This is a genomic window from Kosakonia oryzendophytica, assembly GCF_900094925.1.
In the GTDB taxonomy this organism is placed as follows: domain Bacteria; phylum Pseudomonadota; class Gammaproteobacteria; order Enterobacterales; family Enterobacteriaceae; genus Kosakonia; species Kosakonia oryzendophytica.
Genome location: NZ_FMAY01000004.1, coordinates 240,228 through 256,011, shown reverse-complemented (window position 1 = coordinate 256,011; position 15,784 = coordinate 240,228). Strand labels below are relative to the sequence as shown.

Sequence of the window (15,784 nt, the reverse complement as noted above, 5' to 3'; positions counted from 1 at the left end):
AGGAATCACACATGCGTACATTTAGTGGCAAACGCAGTACGCTGGCGCTGGCTATCGCCGGTATCACAGCAATGTCGGGTTGGGTTGCATCTCCAGATGTTCATGCAGCAGGCTTTATCGATGATTCCACGCTCACAGGCGGTATTTATTACTGGCAGCGTGAACGTGACCGTAAAGATGTACTGGATAGCAAATACAAAACCAATCTTTCTCACTCAACGTGGAATGGCAGCCTGGATTTCCAGTCGGGTTATGCCGCCGATATGTTCGGCCTGGATATTGCCGCCTTCACTGCGATTGAAATGGCGGAAAATGGCGACAGCGCACACCCTAATGAAATTGCTTTCTCTTCCAGCAATAAAGCTTACAAAGAAGACTGGTCGGGAGATAAGAGCGGGGTCAGCTTGTATAAAGCCGCTGCGAAATTTAAATACGGCCCGGTTTGGGCGCGGGCCGGTTATATTCAGCCTACAGGGCAAACATTATTAGCGCCGCACTGGAGCTTTATGCCAGGGACTTACCAGGGGGCGGAAGCAGGCACGGTGTTTGATTACGGCAACGCGGGGGCGCTGAGCTTCTCCTACATGTGGACCAACGAGTACAAGTCGCCGTGGCATATCGAAATGGACAAATTTTATCAGAACGATAAAAAGACCAAAGTCGACTACCTCCACTCCGTTGGCGCGAAATATGACTTCAAAAACGATCTGATTCTGGAAGCTGCATTCGGTCAGGCACAAGGGTATGTGGATCAGTACTTCGCCAAAGCCAGCTACAAATTCAATGTGGTCGGCAACCCGCTGACCACCAGCTACCAGTTCTACGGCACCCGCGATAAAGTCAGCGATGGGGGTGTGAATGATATCTATGATGGCGCCGCCTGGCTGCAGGCATTGACCTTCGGTTATAAAGTTGGCCCGGTCGATCTTCGCCTTGAAGGCACATGGGTTAAAGCCGATGGGCAACAGGGCTACTTCCTGCAACGTATGACCCCAACTTATGCTTCCTCTAATGGTCGTCTGGATGTGTGGTGGGACAACCGTTCTGACTTTAACGCCAACGGCGAAAAGGCCATTTTCTTCGGCGCGATGTATGACCTGAAAGACTGGAATCTGCCTGGTTTTGCGGTCGGCGCGTCTTATGCCTACGCCTGGGATGCGAAACCCGCCGATATGGCCACTCCGGACGCGTATTACGATCCAAACTACCGTCTGAAAGAGTCCGCTTACAGCCTGGATGCCATCTATACCGTTCAGGATGGTCGGGCAAAGGGCACCATGTTCAAACTGCACTTCACTCAGTACGACAACCATTCCGATATCCCGAGTTATGCCGGCGGTTACGGCAACATCTTCCAGGATGAGCGCGACGTGAAGTTTATGGTTATCGCCCCGTTCACCATTTTTTGATGCGTTATTTGCCGGGGGAGCCCGGCAAAATACAAGGAATAAGTCATGAAAAACGTACGCGTAACGATACTGGCCAGTGCGGTACTGGGGATCCTAAGCAGCCCGGCGGCGCAGGCGAATCAACGCACCGTGGATGCCATCAGTCAGTTCCATCTTAACTACGCCATTACGGATAACCACGCGGCGCAGAATGGGGTGGATTGCGCCAAACTGGGTGCCGACTGGGCATCATGTAACAAAGCTGTGGTCACCCTCACGAATAATGGCGATGCGGTGACGGACAAAGACTGGACGATTTATTTTCACAGCATTCGGCAGATCCTCAATGTTGCGAATGATCAGTTTAAAGTCACTCACATTATGGGCGATCTGCACAAGCTGGAACCGACGGATAAATTCACCGGTTTTCCGGCAAAACAGTCGGTAGAGATCCCGATTATCAACGAGTACTGGCAGTTGTTTATGACTGATGTGATCCCGCGTTGGTACGTAGCCTCCGACGGGGCAACAGCCAAAGTGATTGCCAATACCGACACCGAAGCGTTGTCGCAGTTTGTCAGTCCGCTGGGTGAGCAGTGGAAGCGCACGGCGGATGATAAAAACGTCCTGATGACGGCAGAAGCGCGCTTTGAGAAAAACAGCGATGTAAAAACGCTGAATTTGCAAACGCTGCGCGGACAGATTGTCCCCACGCCACGGGCGGTGAAAATCCACGGGCAGGATGTGGATCTGAGCAGCGGTGTGAAGCTGGATCTCTCTGCGTTGAGTCGTGATGCGCAGGACGCGGTGAAAACCCGTTTTGCACTGCTGGGCGTGAAAGCGGGGAGCTATCCTGTTCGCAGCGTAATTGCGAGCCGTGATTTCAGCGGTGACGAGGCGGTATCTGGCGCTTATACCTTGCATATTGGCGCGAAAGAAGCCGTGGTAACCGGTTACGATCAGGCTGGGGTGTTCTACGGTTTGCAATCACTGCTGTCACTGATCCCAACGACAGGTGCAATGAAAATTGCGGCGCTGGACGCCAAAGATGCGCCACGCTTTGACTACCGTGCCATTCAGTTGGATGTCGGTCGTAACTTCCACAGTAAGGATGCGGTGTTGCGTCTGCTGGATCAGATGGCTGCCTATAAACTGAATAAATTCCACTTTCATCTCAGCGATGATGAAGGCTGGCGTATTGAGATCCCAGGCTTGCCGGAGCTGACCGATATTGGCAGCAAACGTTGTCACGATCTGAGCGAAAAAACCTGCCTGTTGCCGCAACTGGGTTCTGGGCCGGATAGCAACAACAACGGAAGTGGTTTCTTTACCCGCGCGGATTACATCGACATTCTGAAGTATGCGAAAGCCCGGCAGATCGAGGTTATTCCGGAAATTGACATGCCTGCCCATGCGCGTGCAGCCGTGATCTCTATGGAAGCCCGTTACGATCGACTGATGAAAGAGGGCAAAGCGCAGGACGCGGCGCAGTTCCGCTTGCTGGATCCAACGGATACCTCCAACACCACCGGGGTACAATTTTATAACCGTACCGGCTACCTTAACCCTTGCCTCGACTCATCACGCAATTTCGTCGACAAAGTGATCGGTGAAATACAGCAGATGCATAAAGAGGCGGGCCTGCCGCTGCAAACCTGGCATTTTGGCGGTGATGAGGCGAAAAATATTTACCTGGGCGTTGGGTATACCGATCAGAAGAACCCGGAAGCAGGTAAGGGCATCATCGATAAAAGCAAGCAGGACAAGCCGTGGGCGAAGTCGCAGGCGTGCCAGGCGATAATTAAAGAGGGAAAAGTAACGGATGTTGAGCATCTTTCCAGCTATTTTGGTATTGAAGTCAGCAAACAGGTGAAAGCCCGCGGCATTACTACAATGCAAGCCTGGCAGGATGGTCTGAAAGATGCCAAAGACGCATCGGTATTCGCCACCGATCATGTGAACGTGAACTTCTGGGATACGCTCTACTGGGGCGGTTTTGACTCGGTTAATGACTGGGCGAACAAAGGGTTCCGCGTTATCGTTTCCAACCCGGATTATGTCTATCTTGATTTTCCGTATGAAGTAAACCCGCAAGAGAGCGGTTATTACTGGGGTACGCGCTTTAGCGACGAACGTAAGATCTTCAGTTTCGCGCCGGACAATATGCCGCAAAACGCCGAAACTTCTGTTGACCGTGATGGCAACCCCTTTACCGCGAAGTCTGATAAAACATGGCCTGGGGCGTATGGTCTCTCCGCACAGTTGTGGAGCGAGGTGGTGCGTACCGATAACCAGATGGAGTATATGATCTATCCGCGTCTGGTTGCGGTGGCGGAGCGCGCATGGCATCGGGCGGCCTGGGAGCAGGACTACAAAGCCGGTCGTGAGTATAAAGGTGGTGAAACGCACCTTGTCGATGTTCGTGCCCTGGATAAAGACTGGACACGTTTTGCCAACGTGCTGGGCAGTCGCGAGCTGGCGAAACTCGATAAAGCGGGTATTCACTACCGCTTGCCAGTGCCAGGCGCTCGCGTGGTGGGGGGCGTGCTTGAAGCCAACACCAGCTTCCCTGGCATGGTGGTGGAGTACTCTACCGACGGCGGCAAACACTGGCAGCGTTATGACGATAGCGCCCGCCCGAAGGTGAGTGGTGAAGTGCAGGTGCGTACCGCCAGCCCGGACGGGAAACGCATAAGTCGTGTGGACAGTGTAAAGGCGTGATTGCTGTGTAAGCCGGATAAGGCGCAGTCTGCTGCGGTTATCCGGCAACCAAAAAAAAGCCAACCGTCAGGTTGGCTTTTTGCATATCAGAATGGATTATTTCGCGTCGTGCGCGCTTTCATCTTCGCGGCAGTCACCTTCAGCGCAGTGGCCATACAGGTAGAGACTGTGGTTCGTCAGACGAATGCCGTGTTTGGCGGCGATTTCACGCTGACGCGCTTCAATAGAATCATCACTGAATTCGATCACTTTGCCGCAATCGAGGCAAATCAGGTGATCGTGGTGATGTTGCTGGGTCAGTTCAAAAACGGACTTGCCGCCTTCGAAGTTATGACGGGTCACAATGCCGGCGTCATCGAACTGGTTCAATACACGGTAAACCGTAGCCAGGCCGATCTCTTCGCCCATGTCGATCAGTCGCTTGTATAAATCTTCCGCACTGACATGATGGTTATCCGGCTCCTGAAGCACTTCCAGGATTTTTAACCGAGGAAGCGTGACTTTCAGGCCGGCCTTCTTTAATGCGGTATTGTTGTCAGTCATGCGGAATCTGTCCTGTTGCTATACGATTCACTTCCTTAGGGGAAGTTATAGGAATGCACCTGGGATAATGCGTCTCATTATAGAACTGCCATGTCTAAATGAAAACTGCAAGCCCTCAAGTAAAGTAAGCTTATAAAACGTGGGGTCGCCGACAAAGTCCTGTGCGGCAGCCCAAGTTTAGCAGGGCTTATTGTACAGTGATGAAGAAAAAAGTTAAAAATTTGTAGCAATTATTTCCATCGCTTATACCTATTAATACGGCGCAACCCACAGGCTACGCCGTAAATATCAGGCATTAATGATGTCGTCCAGGTGCAGCTCTTCCGACACCTGCTTAACCCATTTCTTCACGCGTTCCGCGGTCAGTTCCGGCTGACGATCTTCATCAATCGCCAGACCCACAAAGTGGTCATCATCCACCAGACCTTTAGACGCTTCAAAATGGTAACCAGCGGTCGGCCAGTGGCCCACGATAGTCGCACCGCGCGGTTCAATGATGTCACGGAGAGTTCCCAGGGCATCACAGAAATACTCTGCGTAATCTTCCTGATCGCCACAGCCGAACAGGGCGACTAATTTACCGTTGAAGTCTACTTCTTCCAGCGTCGGGAAAAAGTCATCCCAGTCGCACTGCGCTTCGCCATAATACCAGGTTGGAATGCCGAGCAGCAGAATGTCATAGCCTTCGAGATCTTCTTTGCTGCTCTTGGCAATGTCATGTACATCGGCAACGTCTTTACCAAGCTGACTTTGAATCATTTTCGCGATATTTTCGGTGTTACCGGTGTCGCTGCCGAAGAAAATGCCTGTAATTGCCATGAGTAAAATAACCTCTTGAAACTTAATGAGATGGTGGTGGCGTTTAGCCCACAGATAAGGGCAATCATAGCAGAACAGGGAAGCACGCGGAAACAGCTATCGCGCCGGACTGCACTCTATGACACATGAAAAGAGGCGTAAAAGCGGTGATTCGGAGGATTCGCTATCCGCGTAAGGCGTTGAGCTGGGCCAGCAGCATCTCTTCAATAAGCTCGCTACGGCTCATTTCACGGGCGTCCGCCAGCTCATTTAGTGCCTCTACCGCTTCAACATTCAGTTTTAATTCAACGCGTTTGAGCCCGCGAACTTTATCGCGTTTGAGCTGATTACGTTTGTTGATGCGCAACTGTTCATCGCGCGCGAGCGGGTTGGTCTTGGGCCTTCCCGGACGACGCTCATTCGCGAACAGATCTAGTGTCGTACGGTCCGTTTGTTCTTTAGCCATGGTTTAAGCAGCATACTACGGGAAAGACAAGCAATCGGGACGTCGCCCCGGGCTGAATAGCGCGCCATCATACATCAGCACAACGGGCGCGCCAACGACCGGGCGCGATCAAACGACCGGTCGCCGTCTTTTTAATCAGTTTGCCTTTTCAGAGAGATAACGACGGATAGCGCGCATTACCGCTTCCGGTTTCTCGGCGTGCACCCAGTGGCCCGCTCCGGCTATGACATGTGCCCGCGCTTGTGGAAATTGTGCCAGCAGGGTGTCACGGTATGCTTCCGTCACATAGGGCGAGTTACCGCCGCGGACGAACAGCGCGGGTTTATCCCATGCCGGGACATTTTCCCAGCCAACGATGTGCGCATACTGATCCCACAATACCGGGACATTAAAGCGCCAGTCGCCATCAACAAACGATTTCAGCAGAAACTGGATCACGCCTTCTTCTTTTATCTCTTCGCGCATCAGTGCGGCGGCTTGTTGGCGCGTGGTGGCGTGTGCGTGGCTCACGGCGTTGATGGCGGCGAAAATCTCATCGTGGCGGCGCACGTGGTAATCCACCGGCGCGATATCGATCGCCACTAGTTGGTCGATCCGCTCTGGCGCCAACGCGGTGAGTGCCATGACAGCTTTCCCTCCCATGGAGTGGCCGATAAACGTCGCTTTTCCGATGTCGTGGGCATCAAGCGTGTCCAGCAGATCCTGTGCCATCGCCGGGTAGTTCATCTCCGGAGAGCGGGGAGAAAGGCCGTGGTTGCGCATATCCACTTGCAGTACGTCATGATCCTGCGTCAGGTCACGGGCGAGCACGCCGAGGTTGTCCAGACTGCCAAACAGGCCGTGAACAAGGACGACCGGAGAATTGTTGTGCGGATGTTGCGCAGATTGCGCGCGCGTATTCAATTTCATGGCAAAGTTCTTTTTTTCACTCTATCGGGTTAGGTTATTATGTTGAACATTCTGCCGCCCTGCTGCAAGGTTCAGAATTACTCTGAGTTTTGCCGCGACCCTGGTTTGACGCTATCCGCTGTTGAGATTTCACTTTATAATCCCAACACTTGTATTCAGATAAGATACTGCACTGGATTAAGATGAAAACGATCGAAGTTGATGATGAGCTCTACTCCTATATCGCCAGCCACACGAAGCATATCGGCGAGAGCGCATCCGACATTTTACGGCGCATGCTGAAATTTTCCGCCGTATCACAGTCACCACCTGCCGCTTCCCTCACGCCGGTAAAAGAGACGCGTACTGTGAGTACCGTTGAAGGGGTTAAACCGGCGAACACCGCCAAAGACAAAGTTCGCGCCGTCCGCGAACTGCTGCTGTCTGATGAATACGCTGAGCAGAAAAAGGCCGTTAATCGTTTCCTGCTGGTGCTGTCTACACTTTATTCACTCGATGACAAAGGGTTTACGGAATCCACCGAGTCTCTGCACGGGCGTACGCGCGTATACTTTGCTGCGAATGAGCAAACGTTGTTGCAGAGCGGCAACCAGACCAAGCCGAAACAGGTGCCGAACACCCCTTACTGGGTCATCACCAACACCAATACGGGTCGTAAATGCAGCATGATCGAGCACATCATGCAGTCGATGCAGTTCCCTGCGGAATTGATTGAAAAAGTTTGCGGCACAATTTAAATCCTTGCATTGAAAGGACCAGGCAATGGCAAACCATCCACGTGCGGGGCAACCTGCACAACAGAGTGATTTGATTAACGTCGCTCAGCTTACTGCGCAGTATTATGTGCTGAAACCGGAAGTCGGTAATTCAGAACATGCGGTGAAATTCGGTACCTCCGGGCACCGGGGTAGCGCAGGTCGCCACAGCTTTAACGAGCCGCATATTCTGGCCATCGCTCAGGCGATTGCAGAAGAGCGCGCTAAAAACGGAATTACCGGGCCGTGCTATGTGGGGAAAGATACTCACGCGCTGTCTGAACCGGCGTTTATCTCCGTACTGGAAGTGCTGACAGCGAACGGCGTTGACGTCATTGTGCAGGAGAATAACGGCTTTACGCCAACGCCTGCGATTTCAAACGCGATTCTGGTGCACAACAAAAACGGCGGCGCACAGGCTGATGGCATCGTGATTACGCCGTCGCATAACCCGCCGGAAGATGGTGGCATTAAATACAACCCACCTAATGGCGGCCCGGCGGACACCAACGTGACCAAAGTGGTTGAAGATCGCGCTAACGCTCTGCTGGCAGATGGTCTGAAAGGCGTTAAACGCATCACGCTGGATGCTGCGCTGGCCTCAGGCCATGTTGTGGAAAAAGACCTGGTGCAGCCGTTTATTGAAGGGCTGGCGGATATCGTCGATATGGCGGCTATCCAGAAAGCAGGGCTGAAACTTGGCGTCGATCCGCTCGGTGGTTCCGGTATTGAGTACTGGAAACGCATTGCCGAGTATTACAAGCTGGACCTGACCCTTGTTAACGATCAGGTCGATCAGACTTTCCGCTTTATGCATCTTGATAAAGATGGCGTGATCCGCATGGATTGCTCTTCTGAGTCTGCAATGGCGGGGCTGTTGGCGCTGCGTGACAAATTCGATCTGGCCTTTGCTAACGATCCGGATTATGACCGTCACGGCATCGTGACCCCGGCGGGTCTGATGAACCCGAACCACTACCTGGCGGTGGCAATTAACTATCTGTTCCAGCATCGTCCGCAGTGGGGTAAAGACGTTGCCGTAGGTAAAACGCTGGTCTCTTCTGCGATGATTGACCGCGTGGTGAACGACCTGGGCCGTAAGCTGGTGGAAGTGCCGGTTGGCTTCAAATGGTTTGTTGATGGCCTGTTCGACGGCAGCTTTGGTTTCGGCGGCGAAGAGAGCGCAGGGGCCTCTTTCCTGCGTTTCGACGGTACGCCGTGGTCAACGGATAAGGACGGTATCATCATGTGTCTGCTGGCGGCGGAAATTACCGCGGTCACCGGGAAAAACCCACAGCAGCATTATGATGAACTGGCTGCACGCTTCGGTGCACCGAGCTACAACCGTCTGGGCGCCAGCGCCACCTCCGCACAGAAAGCGGCACTCTCTAAGCTTTCTCCGGATATGGTCAGCGCCAGTACGCTGGCGGGTGACCCGATCACCGCACGTCTGACGGCAGCGCCGGGCAACGGTGCATCTATCGGCGGCCTGAAAGTGATGACTGACAATGGCTGGTTCGCTGCACGTCCGTCCGGCACAGAAGACGCCTACAAAATCTACTGTGAAAGCTTCCTCGGTGCTGAACACCGTAAGCAGATTGAGAAAGAAGCGGTGGAGATTGTCAGCGAAGTGCTGAAAAACGCATAAGCGCTTAAAAAGTGCTTAAAAGGAAAAGGCTCCTGCGGGAGCCTTTTTACGTTGGATGGCGCAGTAACACGTTTGCATTTACCCCAGCGCTACCATCAGCGCCCCGGCAGTAATTAACGCGACACCCGCTGCGGCAACCAGCGACACTTTCTCGCCGAACAGCACCAACGCCAGGATCACCGCAAACACCACGCTTAATTTATCGATGGGCGCAACGCGTGACACATTGCCGCTTTTAATCGCCATAAAGTAGAACAGCCACGACAGCGCACCTGCCACACCGCTTAATACCACAAACAGCAGTGCTTTTTTATCGGCAAGCACGGTAGCTACCAGCGAGAGCTTGCCCTGAACCACGACCACTCCTACCAAAAATAGCGCCATCACCACCGCACGAATAGCGGTAGCGGTATTGGCATCGAGATGCTGCAAACCAATTTTGCCGAAAATAGCCACCAGTGCGGCGGTGACAGCCGATAGCAGGGCGTAGATTAACCAGGCGCTCATCATTCTCCTCCAAAAAATCAGAAGGATACGCCGTCAGAGCATAAACCGGTAGCCGATACCTGTTTCCGTAAGTAAATGGCGGGGGCGGGCCGGATCGACTTCCAGTTTTTGGCGCAGGTGGCCCATATAGATGCGCAGATAGTGGCTGTGCTCCACGGCGTTGGGTCCCCATACCTGGCTGAGCAACTGGCGTTGGGTTAACACTTTGCCGTGATTATTAAGCAGGACCGCCAGCAGACGAAATTCGATAGGCGTCAGGTGGATCTCTTCTTCGCCGCGCTGAATCCGGCGGCTGGCAAGATCGACGCGAATGTCGGAAAAGACGATTACCGGTTCATCCGGACTGCTGGCGGCATGGCGGCGCAGCGCCACGCGCAGGCGGGCCTGAAGTTCGCCGATGCCAAAAGGCTTACTGAGATAATCATCCGCACCGGCATCCAGCGCGGCGATTTTATCGCTCTCTTCCGCGCGGGCGGAGAGAACGATCACCGGCATCTGGCTCCACTGGCGCAGATCGCGAATAAAATCGAGCCCGTCGCCATCCGGCAGACCCAGATCGAGGATCACAAGGTCGGGTTTACGCGTTGCCGCCTCGATTAAGCCACGTTGTAGTGTCTCCGCTTCGTGCACACGCAGGCCTTCCGCTTCCAGCGCAGTGCGCAGAAAACGGCGGATAGCTTGTTCGTCTTCGACAATCAGAACGTTAATCACAGATCCTCTGCCAGTTCATCCAGTTGCGGCGGCGTTTCCAGCGGCAGTGTAACACAAAACAGCGCACCGCCTTGTGGGCGGTTGCGGGCGCTAATGGTACCGCCGTGAACATCCACAATGGCCTGGCAAATTGCCAGACCAAGCCCGACGCCGGGAATGGCTGATTCTTTGCTGCCGCGGGCGAACTTGTCAAATATTGCCTGTTCCTGCCCCGCTGGGATCCCCGGGCCGTTATCCCAGACTTCCAGCGTTAGTTGCTCCGGGGTGCTGTGCGCATTGATACCAATATCCGCCCGCCAGCCGGCATATTTCACCGCATTTTCCAGCAGATTTATCAGCACCCGCTCAAATAACGGACCATCCACGTGGACCAGCATCAACGGATCGGGTAATGCGAGGGCAATATGCCGCCCACCCAGTCCCGGTTCGAGGGTTTTCAACGCGCTACCGACCACTTCTTCCAGCGTCAGCCACTCTTTCTTCAGATTAAAGCCGCCAGACTGAATGCGCGCCATATCCAGCAGATTATTCACCAGACGGGTGGTATTCAGAACATGCTGGCGGATTTCATTGGCTTGCGGCGCGTGTTTAGATCCTTCGCTGGCGAGATCCAGGGTGAGGATTTCCGCCTGACCAAACAGCACCGTCAGCGGCGTGCGTAAATCATGGGAGAGGGCGGCCAGCAACGAGTTGCGGATGCTCTCCCGCTCACTGGCAAGCCTTGCCTGCTCTTCGCTGGTGGCCAGCGCCTGGCGCTCCAGCGCGTTGGCCACCAGCAAGGTAAAGGTTTCCAGCAAACGTTGTTGTTCCGGGATCATCAACTGTCGCAGGTTTGCTGGTTCGACAATCAATAGCCCGTGGGTTTTCTGGTCGCTTTTCAGCGGCAAGATTTGATACGGCACGCCAGGTAGCGTGTCGGTGCCAGCTCCCGCAGGCTGGCCTTTATCAAAACTCCAGCGCGCAATCGCATCGTCCCACGGCGTCATGCCCTGCGCAGGCGTTAATGCTCCAAGATGCCCGGTACTGTCCGGCAGCAACAACTTACTACGGGCATTAAACGTGGAGTGAATAAACGTTTCGCACGTGGTGGCGATATCCCGGTTGCTGCGCCCGACCGCCAGCGCTTTTGACATCTCATACAGATGGCGGGTGCGTTGCTCCCGGTAGCGCGCGACGCGCGCCTGGTAACGCACGCCCGCGGTCAGATTACCGATAACCAACCCGACGGTGAGCATCACACCAAAGGTCAGCAGATATTGCACATCCGACACGGCCAGCGTGCCGCGTGGCGCAATAAAAAACAGGTCGAAACTGAGGACGTTGATCACCGTGGCAAAGGCGGAGGGCCAGCGGCCAAAAAACAGCGCCACCAGCACCACGCCAAGCAGATAAATCATCACAAGGTTGGCGGCATCAAATGCGGTCAGCCACTGCATGGCGATCAGGGTAATGGCGGCGCAAAGGGCAAGGGCGACCGCGCACCCTTTCAGTTGTACTCCCCAGCGCTCCATAAACGGACGCACATCGCCGGCGCGCGCGGGGAGGGGGACTGGCGCATCCTCCAGCGCAATGATCACCAGGTCAAGATCCGGAGCTCGGCGGGCAAGGCGATCGGCGAAAGACTCCCGGCTCCAGCGTTGCCGTTTGTTACGGCGACCAATCAGGATCTTGCCAAGATTGTGTTCGCGGGCGTAACGCAAAATGGCTTTATCTTCCGCCGGATCGGAGAGGGTGGCCGTTTCCGCTCCCAGCTCCTGCGCCAGGCGCAGCGTACTCAAGATGGCTCGCCGCTGTGGCTCCGGAAGTTTATGCAATGTGGGTGTCTCAACATAGACCGCATGCCAGACACTACCCAGTTTGGCCGCCAGTCTTGCCGCCGTGCGGATCAGTTTCTCATTGCCCGCACCGTGGCCAATGCAGAGTAAAATGGCGTCGCGGGTGTGCCAGACTTTTTCTTCGCCCTGGCGATCGCGCCAGGCCCGCATCTGATCGTCCACCCGATCGGCAGTGCGCCGCAGCGCCAGCTCGCGCAGGGCAATCAGGTTGCCTTTGCGGAAGAAGTGTTCAATAGCGCGTTCCGCCTGACCACTGATATACACTTTGCCTTCGTGCAGCCGCTGGCGTAAATCGTCCGGCGGTAAATCCACCAGCACCACTTCATCGGCGCTATCGAAAAAGGGATCCGGCACCGTTTCACGCACCTGGATGCCGGTCACCCCGCTGACCACATCGTTAAGGCTTTCCAGATGCTGAACGTTCACGGTGGTAAAAACGTCGATCCCCGCTTCCAGCAGCTCTTCCACATCCTGCCAGCGTTTCGGGTGGCGTGAACCGGGGGCGTTACTGTGCGCCAGTTCGTCCATCAAAATAAGCGCCGGACGCCGCGCAAGGGCGGCGTCCAGATCAAACTCCTGAATTAACCGACCGCGATGATGGATACGCCGGGCAGGCTGTGTCGCCAGCCCGTCCAGCAGTGCGGCGGTCTCTTTACGACCGTGGGTTTCCACCACCCCAATCAGAATATCCAGCCCTTGCGCCCGCAACCGCTGGGCTTCCTGTAACATGGCAAAGGTTTTACCTACCCCGGCGCAGGCACCAAAAAAGACTTTCAGCTTGCCACGGTGCGCGGTGGCGGTATGCTCCAGCAGGCGATCAGGGTTGGGGCGCAAAGGCTCATCAGTCATGCTTTATTTGTCCTTGAGCGCATCCAGCGCCAGATTAAGATCAACCACATTTACCACCGGCTGACCGATAAAATTCACCAGCGGCGTTGTTGTGTGCTCAGTCACCAGTTTTGTCACTTCCTGCACCGACAGATTACGCGCCTGAGCAACGCGCGGGATCTGCCAGAGTGCAGCATCCGGCGAGATTTGCCCATCCAGGCCGCTGGCTGAGGTGGTGATCAGATCCACCGGCACATGCGCATCGGCTTGCGGGTTGGCGGCGCGCAGTTGCGCGACACGCTGGGCGACCTCTTTATCCAGCTCCGGGTTACTGCCCGCCAGGTTGCTGCCGCCGGATGCCATGGGATTATAGGGCGCGTCCGCTGTTGCGGAAGGGCGACCGTGAAAATAACCCGGTGCGCTAAAATCCTGCCCTAACAAATGCGATCCGCGTATTGCATCGCCTTCACGGATCAGCGAACCGTTCGCCTGATCGTTAAACCACCATTGCCCCAGTGCGGTGGTGATCAGCGGGTATAGCCCGCCGGTAATCAGGGTAAAGAGTATCAAAAGCAGAAATGCGGGACGTAATAAAGCCATCTTTTATACCTCTTATACCAGGCCGAACAGTGTGAGGATCAGGTCAATCGCTTTGATGCCGATGAACGGCACGACCAGGCCACCCAGCCCATAGATCCACAGGTTACGGCGCAGCATGGCGGACGCGGTCAGCGGTTTGTAACTTACCCCTTTCAGCGCCAGCGGAATAAGGAACACAATGACCAGTGCGTTAAAGATCACAGCGCTTAAAATTGCCGACGCCGGGGAGTAAAGATGCATGACGTTCAGGGCATTCAGCTGCGGGTACGTTGCGGCAAACGCCGCCGGAATAATAGCGAAGTATTTCGCCACATCGTTCGCGATACTGAAGGTGGTCAGTGAACCGCGCGTCATCAGCATCTGTTTACCGATATGCACCACTTCAATCAACTTGGTGGGGTTGGAATCCAGATCCACCATGTTGCCCGCTTCTTTCGCCGCCTGGGTCCCGGAGTTCATCGCAACAGCCACATCGGCCTGCGCCAGCGCGGGCGCATCGTTGGTACCGTCGCCAGTCATGGCTACCAGTCGGCCTTCCGCTTGGTACTGGCGGATGAGCGCCAGTTTGGCTTCCGGCGTTGCTTCGGCAAGAAAGTCGTCGACTCCCGCTTCCGCGGCAATCGCCGCTGCGGTTAAGCGGTTATCGCCGGTGATCATTACCGTTTTAATGCCCATTTTACGCAACTGAGCAAAACGCTCCTTAATCCCGCCTTTGACGATGTCTTTCAGGGCAATCACGCCAAGCACTTTTGCCCCTTCGGCCACCACCAGAGGGGTTGCACCTTGACGAGCCACACGTTCAACCAGTGCTTCAACATCCGCCGGGAACTGACCGCCGTTAGCATCAATATGGCGACGAATGGCGTCCACCGAGCCTTTGCGGATCATGCGGTCCTGCACATTGATACCGCTCATGCGGGTCTGCGCAGTAAACGGCACAAAGGTGGCCTGCAAACTTTGCATATCCCGTTCGCGCAAGTTAAAGCGTTGTTTTGCCAGAATAACGATACTGCGGCCTTCCGGTGTTTCATCGGCCAGCGATGAGAGCTGCGCGGCATCGGCGAGGGTTTTCTCATCCACGCCCTGCGCAGGCAGGAAGTCCGACGCCTGGCGGTTTCCGAGCGTGATGGTGCCGGTTTTATCCAGCAGCAGGACGTCGACGTCGCCCGCGGCTTCGACCGCACGACCGCTGGTGGCTATCACGTTGGCCCCCAGCATGCGGCTCATCCCGGCGACGCCAATCGCTGACAACAATCCGCCGATAGTGGTCGGGATCAGGCACACCAGCAAGGCCACCAGTACGGTCACGCTTACCGCAGTGCCGCCATACACGGAGAAGGGCCACAGGGTGGCGGTTGCCAGCAGGAACACAATTGTCAGTGCCACCAACAGGATAGTCAGGGCGATCTCATTGGGGGTTTTGCGACGCTGTGCGCCCTCCACCATGGCGATCATCCGGTCGAGGAACGTTTCACCCGGGTTTACGCTGCACTGGATCACCAGCCAGTCAGAAAGAATGCGTGTACCGCCGGTCACCGAGGCAAAGTCGCCGCCGGATTCACGGATCACCGGTGCGGATTCGCCGGTAATGGCGCTTTCATCCACCGATGCGCCCCCTTCGATCACTTCGCCATCGCAGGGGATAATATCCCCGGCTTCCACCAGTACCACATCGCCTTTGCGCAGGTCTGCCGCCGGGACGTGATCGATCTGTGCATCGTGTTGCGGTGCGCGCAGTTTGCGGGCGAATGCCGTTTTTTTCACCCCTTTGAGGCTGTTGGCCTGGGCTTTGCTGCGACCTTCCGCCAGCGCTTCGGCAAAGTTAGCGAACAGCACGGTTACCCACAGCCACAGACTGACTGCGCCGGTAAACCAGGCGCTGCCGGTAAGATGACCGGAGGCCATGGCAATCGCCAGTACGGTGGTTAACACGCTGCCGATCCAGACAATAAACATCACCGGGTTACGCCACTGTACCGTTGGGCTTAACTTGGTCACGGAATCCATGAGCGCCTGACGAACAAGATGCGGTTCGAACAGGGCCAGTTGCTTGCGACTCATATCACGCGTCTCCG

The 15,784-nt window shown here is 55.2% G+C and carries 13 protein-coding genes; 4 read left to right on the top strand and 9 right to left on the bottom strand.

Annotation, left to right across the window (positions count from 1 at the left end):
• Nucleotides 1-11 precede the first annotated feature (11 nt).
• Both chiP and GA0061071_RS09355 read left to right on the top strand, forming a co-directional pair.
• The gene (gene chiP, locus GA0061071_RS09360; protein WP_088237103.1) at nucleotides 12-1,409 is read left to right on the top strand and encodes a chitoporin ChiP; all 1,398 of its coding nucleotides are present in this window, start codon (nucleotides 12-14) and stop codon (nucleotides 1,407-1,409) included.
• Nucleotides 1,410-1,454: 45 nt separating this feature from the next.
• Nucleotides 1,455-4,109 carry a beta-N-acetylhexosaminidase gene (locus GA0061071_RS09355; protein ID WP_088237104.1) on the top strand — a complete coding sequence of 885 codons (2,655 nt, stop codon included), beginning with the start codon at nucleotides 1,455-1,457 and terminating at the stop codon, nucleotides 4,107-4,109.
• A gap of 96 nt (nucleotides 4,110-4,205) precedes the next feature.
• Here GA0061071_RS09355 and fur read toward each other — a convergent pair whose 3' ends face one another.
• The 4 genes from fur to ybfF form a co-directional block, all read right to left on the bottom strand.
• On the bottom strand, nucleotides 4,206-4,652 hold the full coding sequence (gene fur / locus GA0061071_RS09350) for a ferric iron uptake transcriptional regulator (protein WP_061494468.1): 447 nt from the start codon (nucleotides 4,650-4,652) through the stop codon (nucleotides 4,206-4,208).
• A gap of 288 nt (nucleotides 4,653-4,940) precedes the next feature.
• Entirely contained in the window at nucleotides 4,941-5,471 is a 531-nt protein-coding gene (gene fldA, locus GA0061071_RS09345; RefSeq protein WP_061494469.1) for a flavodoxin FldA, read from the bottom strand.
• A gap of 163 nt (nucleotides 5,472-5,634) precedes the next feature.
• A complete protein-coding gene (ybfE, locus tag GA0061071_RS09340; RefSeq protein WP_061494470.1) occupies nucleotides 5,635-5,916 on the bottom strand; it encodes a LexA regulated protein in 282 nt (93 codons plus the stop codon).
• A 135-nt stretch (nucleotides 5,917-6,051) separates the two neighbouring features.
• On the bottom strand, nucleotides 6,052-6,825 hold the full coding sequence (ybfF, locus tag GA0061071_RS09335) for an esterase (RefSeq protein WP_061494471.1): 774 nt from the start codon (nucleotides 6,823-6,825) through the stop codon (nucleotides 6,052-6,054).
• A gap of 182 nt (nucleotides 6,826-7,007) precedes the next feature.
• Between ybfF and seqA the strand changes: the two genes are divergently transcribed.
• Entirely contained in the window at nucleotides 7,008-7,562 is a 555-nt protein-coding gene (gene seqA / locus GA0061071_RS09330) for a replication initiation negative regulator SeqA (RefSeq protein WP_061494472.1), read from the top strand.
• Nucleotides 7,563-7,587: 25 nt separating this feature from the next.
• Nucleotides 7,588-9,228: a phosphoglucomutase (alpha-D-glucose-1,6-bisphosphate-dependent) gene (pgm, locus tag GA0061071_RS09325; RefSeq protein ID WP_061494473.1), complete on the top strand. Its 1,641-nt coding sequence runs from the start codon at nucleotides 7,588-7,590 to the stop codon at nucleotides 9,226-9,228.
• Between the two features lie 78 nt (nucleotides 9,229-9,306).
• Here the strand turns inward: pgm and GA0061071_RS09320 are convergent, their stop codons facing one another.
• Genes GA0061071_RS09320 through kdpB form a run of 5 tightly spaced genes read right to left on the bottom strand, consistent with a single transcriptional unit; the run spans nucleotide 9,307 to nucleotide 15,770 of the window.
• Complete coding sequence (locus tag GA0061071_RS09320) at nucleotides 9,307-9,735, bottom strand: EamA family transporter (protein WP_061494474.1); 429 nt, start codon at nucleotides 9,733-9,735, stop codon at nucleotides 9,307-9,309.
• 33 nt (nucleotides 9,736-9,768) lie between these two features.
• Entirely contained in the window at nucleotides 9,769-10,446 is a 678-nt protein-coding gene (gene kdpE / locus GA0061071_RS09315) for a two-component system response regulator KdpE (RefSeq protein WP_061494475.1), read from the bottom strand.
• Nucleotides 10,443-13,130 (bottom strand): two-component system sensor histidine kinase KdpD, encoded by a 2,688-nt coding sequence (gene kdpD / locus GA0061071_RS09310; protein ID WP_088237106.1) that lies wholly within the window; start codon nucleotides 13,128-13,130, stop codon nucleotides 10,443-10,445. The genes kdpE and kdpD overlap by 4 nt, the downstream gene beginning before the upstream one ends.
• Nucleotides 13,131-13,133: 3 nt before the next feature.
• Nucleotides 13,134-13,709, bottom strand: coding sequence for a potassium-transporting ATPase subunit KdpC (gene kdpC / locus GA0061071_RS09305; protein ID WP_088237107.1), 576 nt, complete (start codon nucleotides 13,707-13,709; stop codon nucleotides 13,134-13,136).
• A gap of 12 nt (nucleotides 13,710-13,721) precedes the next feature.
• Nucleotides 13,722-15,770 carry a potassium-transporting ATPase subunit KdpB gene (kdpB, locus tag GA0061071_RS09300; protein WP_061494478.1) on the bottom strand — a complete coding sequence of 683 codons (2,049 nt, stop codon included), beginning with the start codon at nucleotides 15,768-15,770 and terminating at the stop codon, nucleotides 13,722-13,724.
• Between the last annotated feature and the right edge of the window lie 14 nt (nucleotides 15,771-15,784).

What these genes read in the sequence shown, in the direction of transcription:
- fur (WP_061494468.1), bottom strand. Translation starts at nt 4,652, where the DNA reads ATGACTGACAACAATACCGCATTAAAGAAGGCCGGCCTGAAAGTCACG.
- seqA (WP_061494472.1), top strand. Translation starts at nt 7,008, where the DNA reads ATGAAAACGATCGAAGTTGATGATGAGCTCTACTCCTATATCGCCAGC.
- ybfE (WP_061494470.1), bottom strand. Translation starts at nt 5,916, where the DNA reads ATGGCTAAAGAACAAACGGACCGTACGACACTAGATCTGTTCGCGAAT.
- GA0061071_RS09320 (WP_061494474.1), bottom strand. Translation starts at nt 9,735, where the DNA reads ATGAGCGCCTGGTTAATCTACGCCCTGCTATCGGCTGTCACCGCCGCA.
- kdpC (WP_088237107.1), bottom strand. Translation starts at nt 13,709, where the DNA reads ATGGCTTTATTACGTCCCGCATTTCTGCTTTTGATACTCTTTACCCTG.
- kdpB (WP_061494478.1), bottom strand. Translation starts at nt 15,770, where the DNA reads ATGAGTCGCAAGCAACTGGCCCTGTTCGAACCGCATCTTGTTCGTCAG.
- ybfF (WP_061494471.1), bottom strand. Translation starts at nt 6,825, where the DNA reads ATGAAATTGAATACGCGCGCGCAATCTGCGCAACATCCGCACAACAAT.
- chiP (WP_088237103.1), top strand. Translation starts at nt 12, where the DNA reads ATGCGTACATTTAGTGGCAAACGCAGTACGCTGGCGCTGGCTATCGCC.
- GA0061071_RS09355 (WP_088237104.1), top strand. Translation starts at nt 1,455, where the DNA reads ATGAAAAACGTACGCGTAACGATACTGGCCAGTGCGGTACTGGGGATC.
- kdpD (WP_088237106.1), bottom strand. Translation starts at nt 13,130, where the DNA reads ATGACTGATGAGCCTTTGCGCCCCAACCCTGATCGCCTGCTGGAGCAT.
- fldA (WP_061494469.1), bottom strand. Translation starts at nt 5,471, where the DNA reads ATGGCAATTACAGGCATTTTCTTCGGCAGCGACACCGGTAACACCGAA.
- pgm (WP_061494473.1), top strand. Translation starts at nt 7,588, where the DNA reads ATGGCAAACCATCCACGTGCGGGGCAACCTGCACAACAGAGTGATTTG.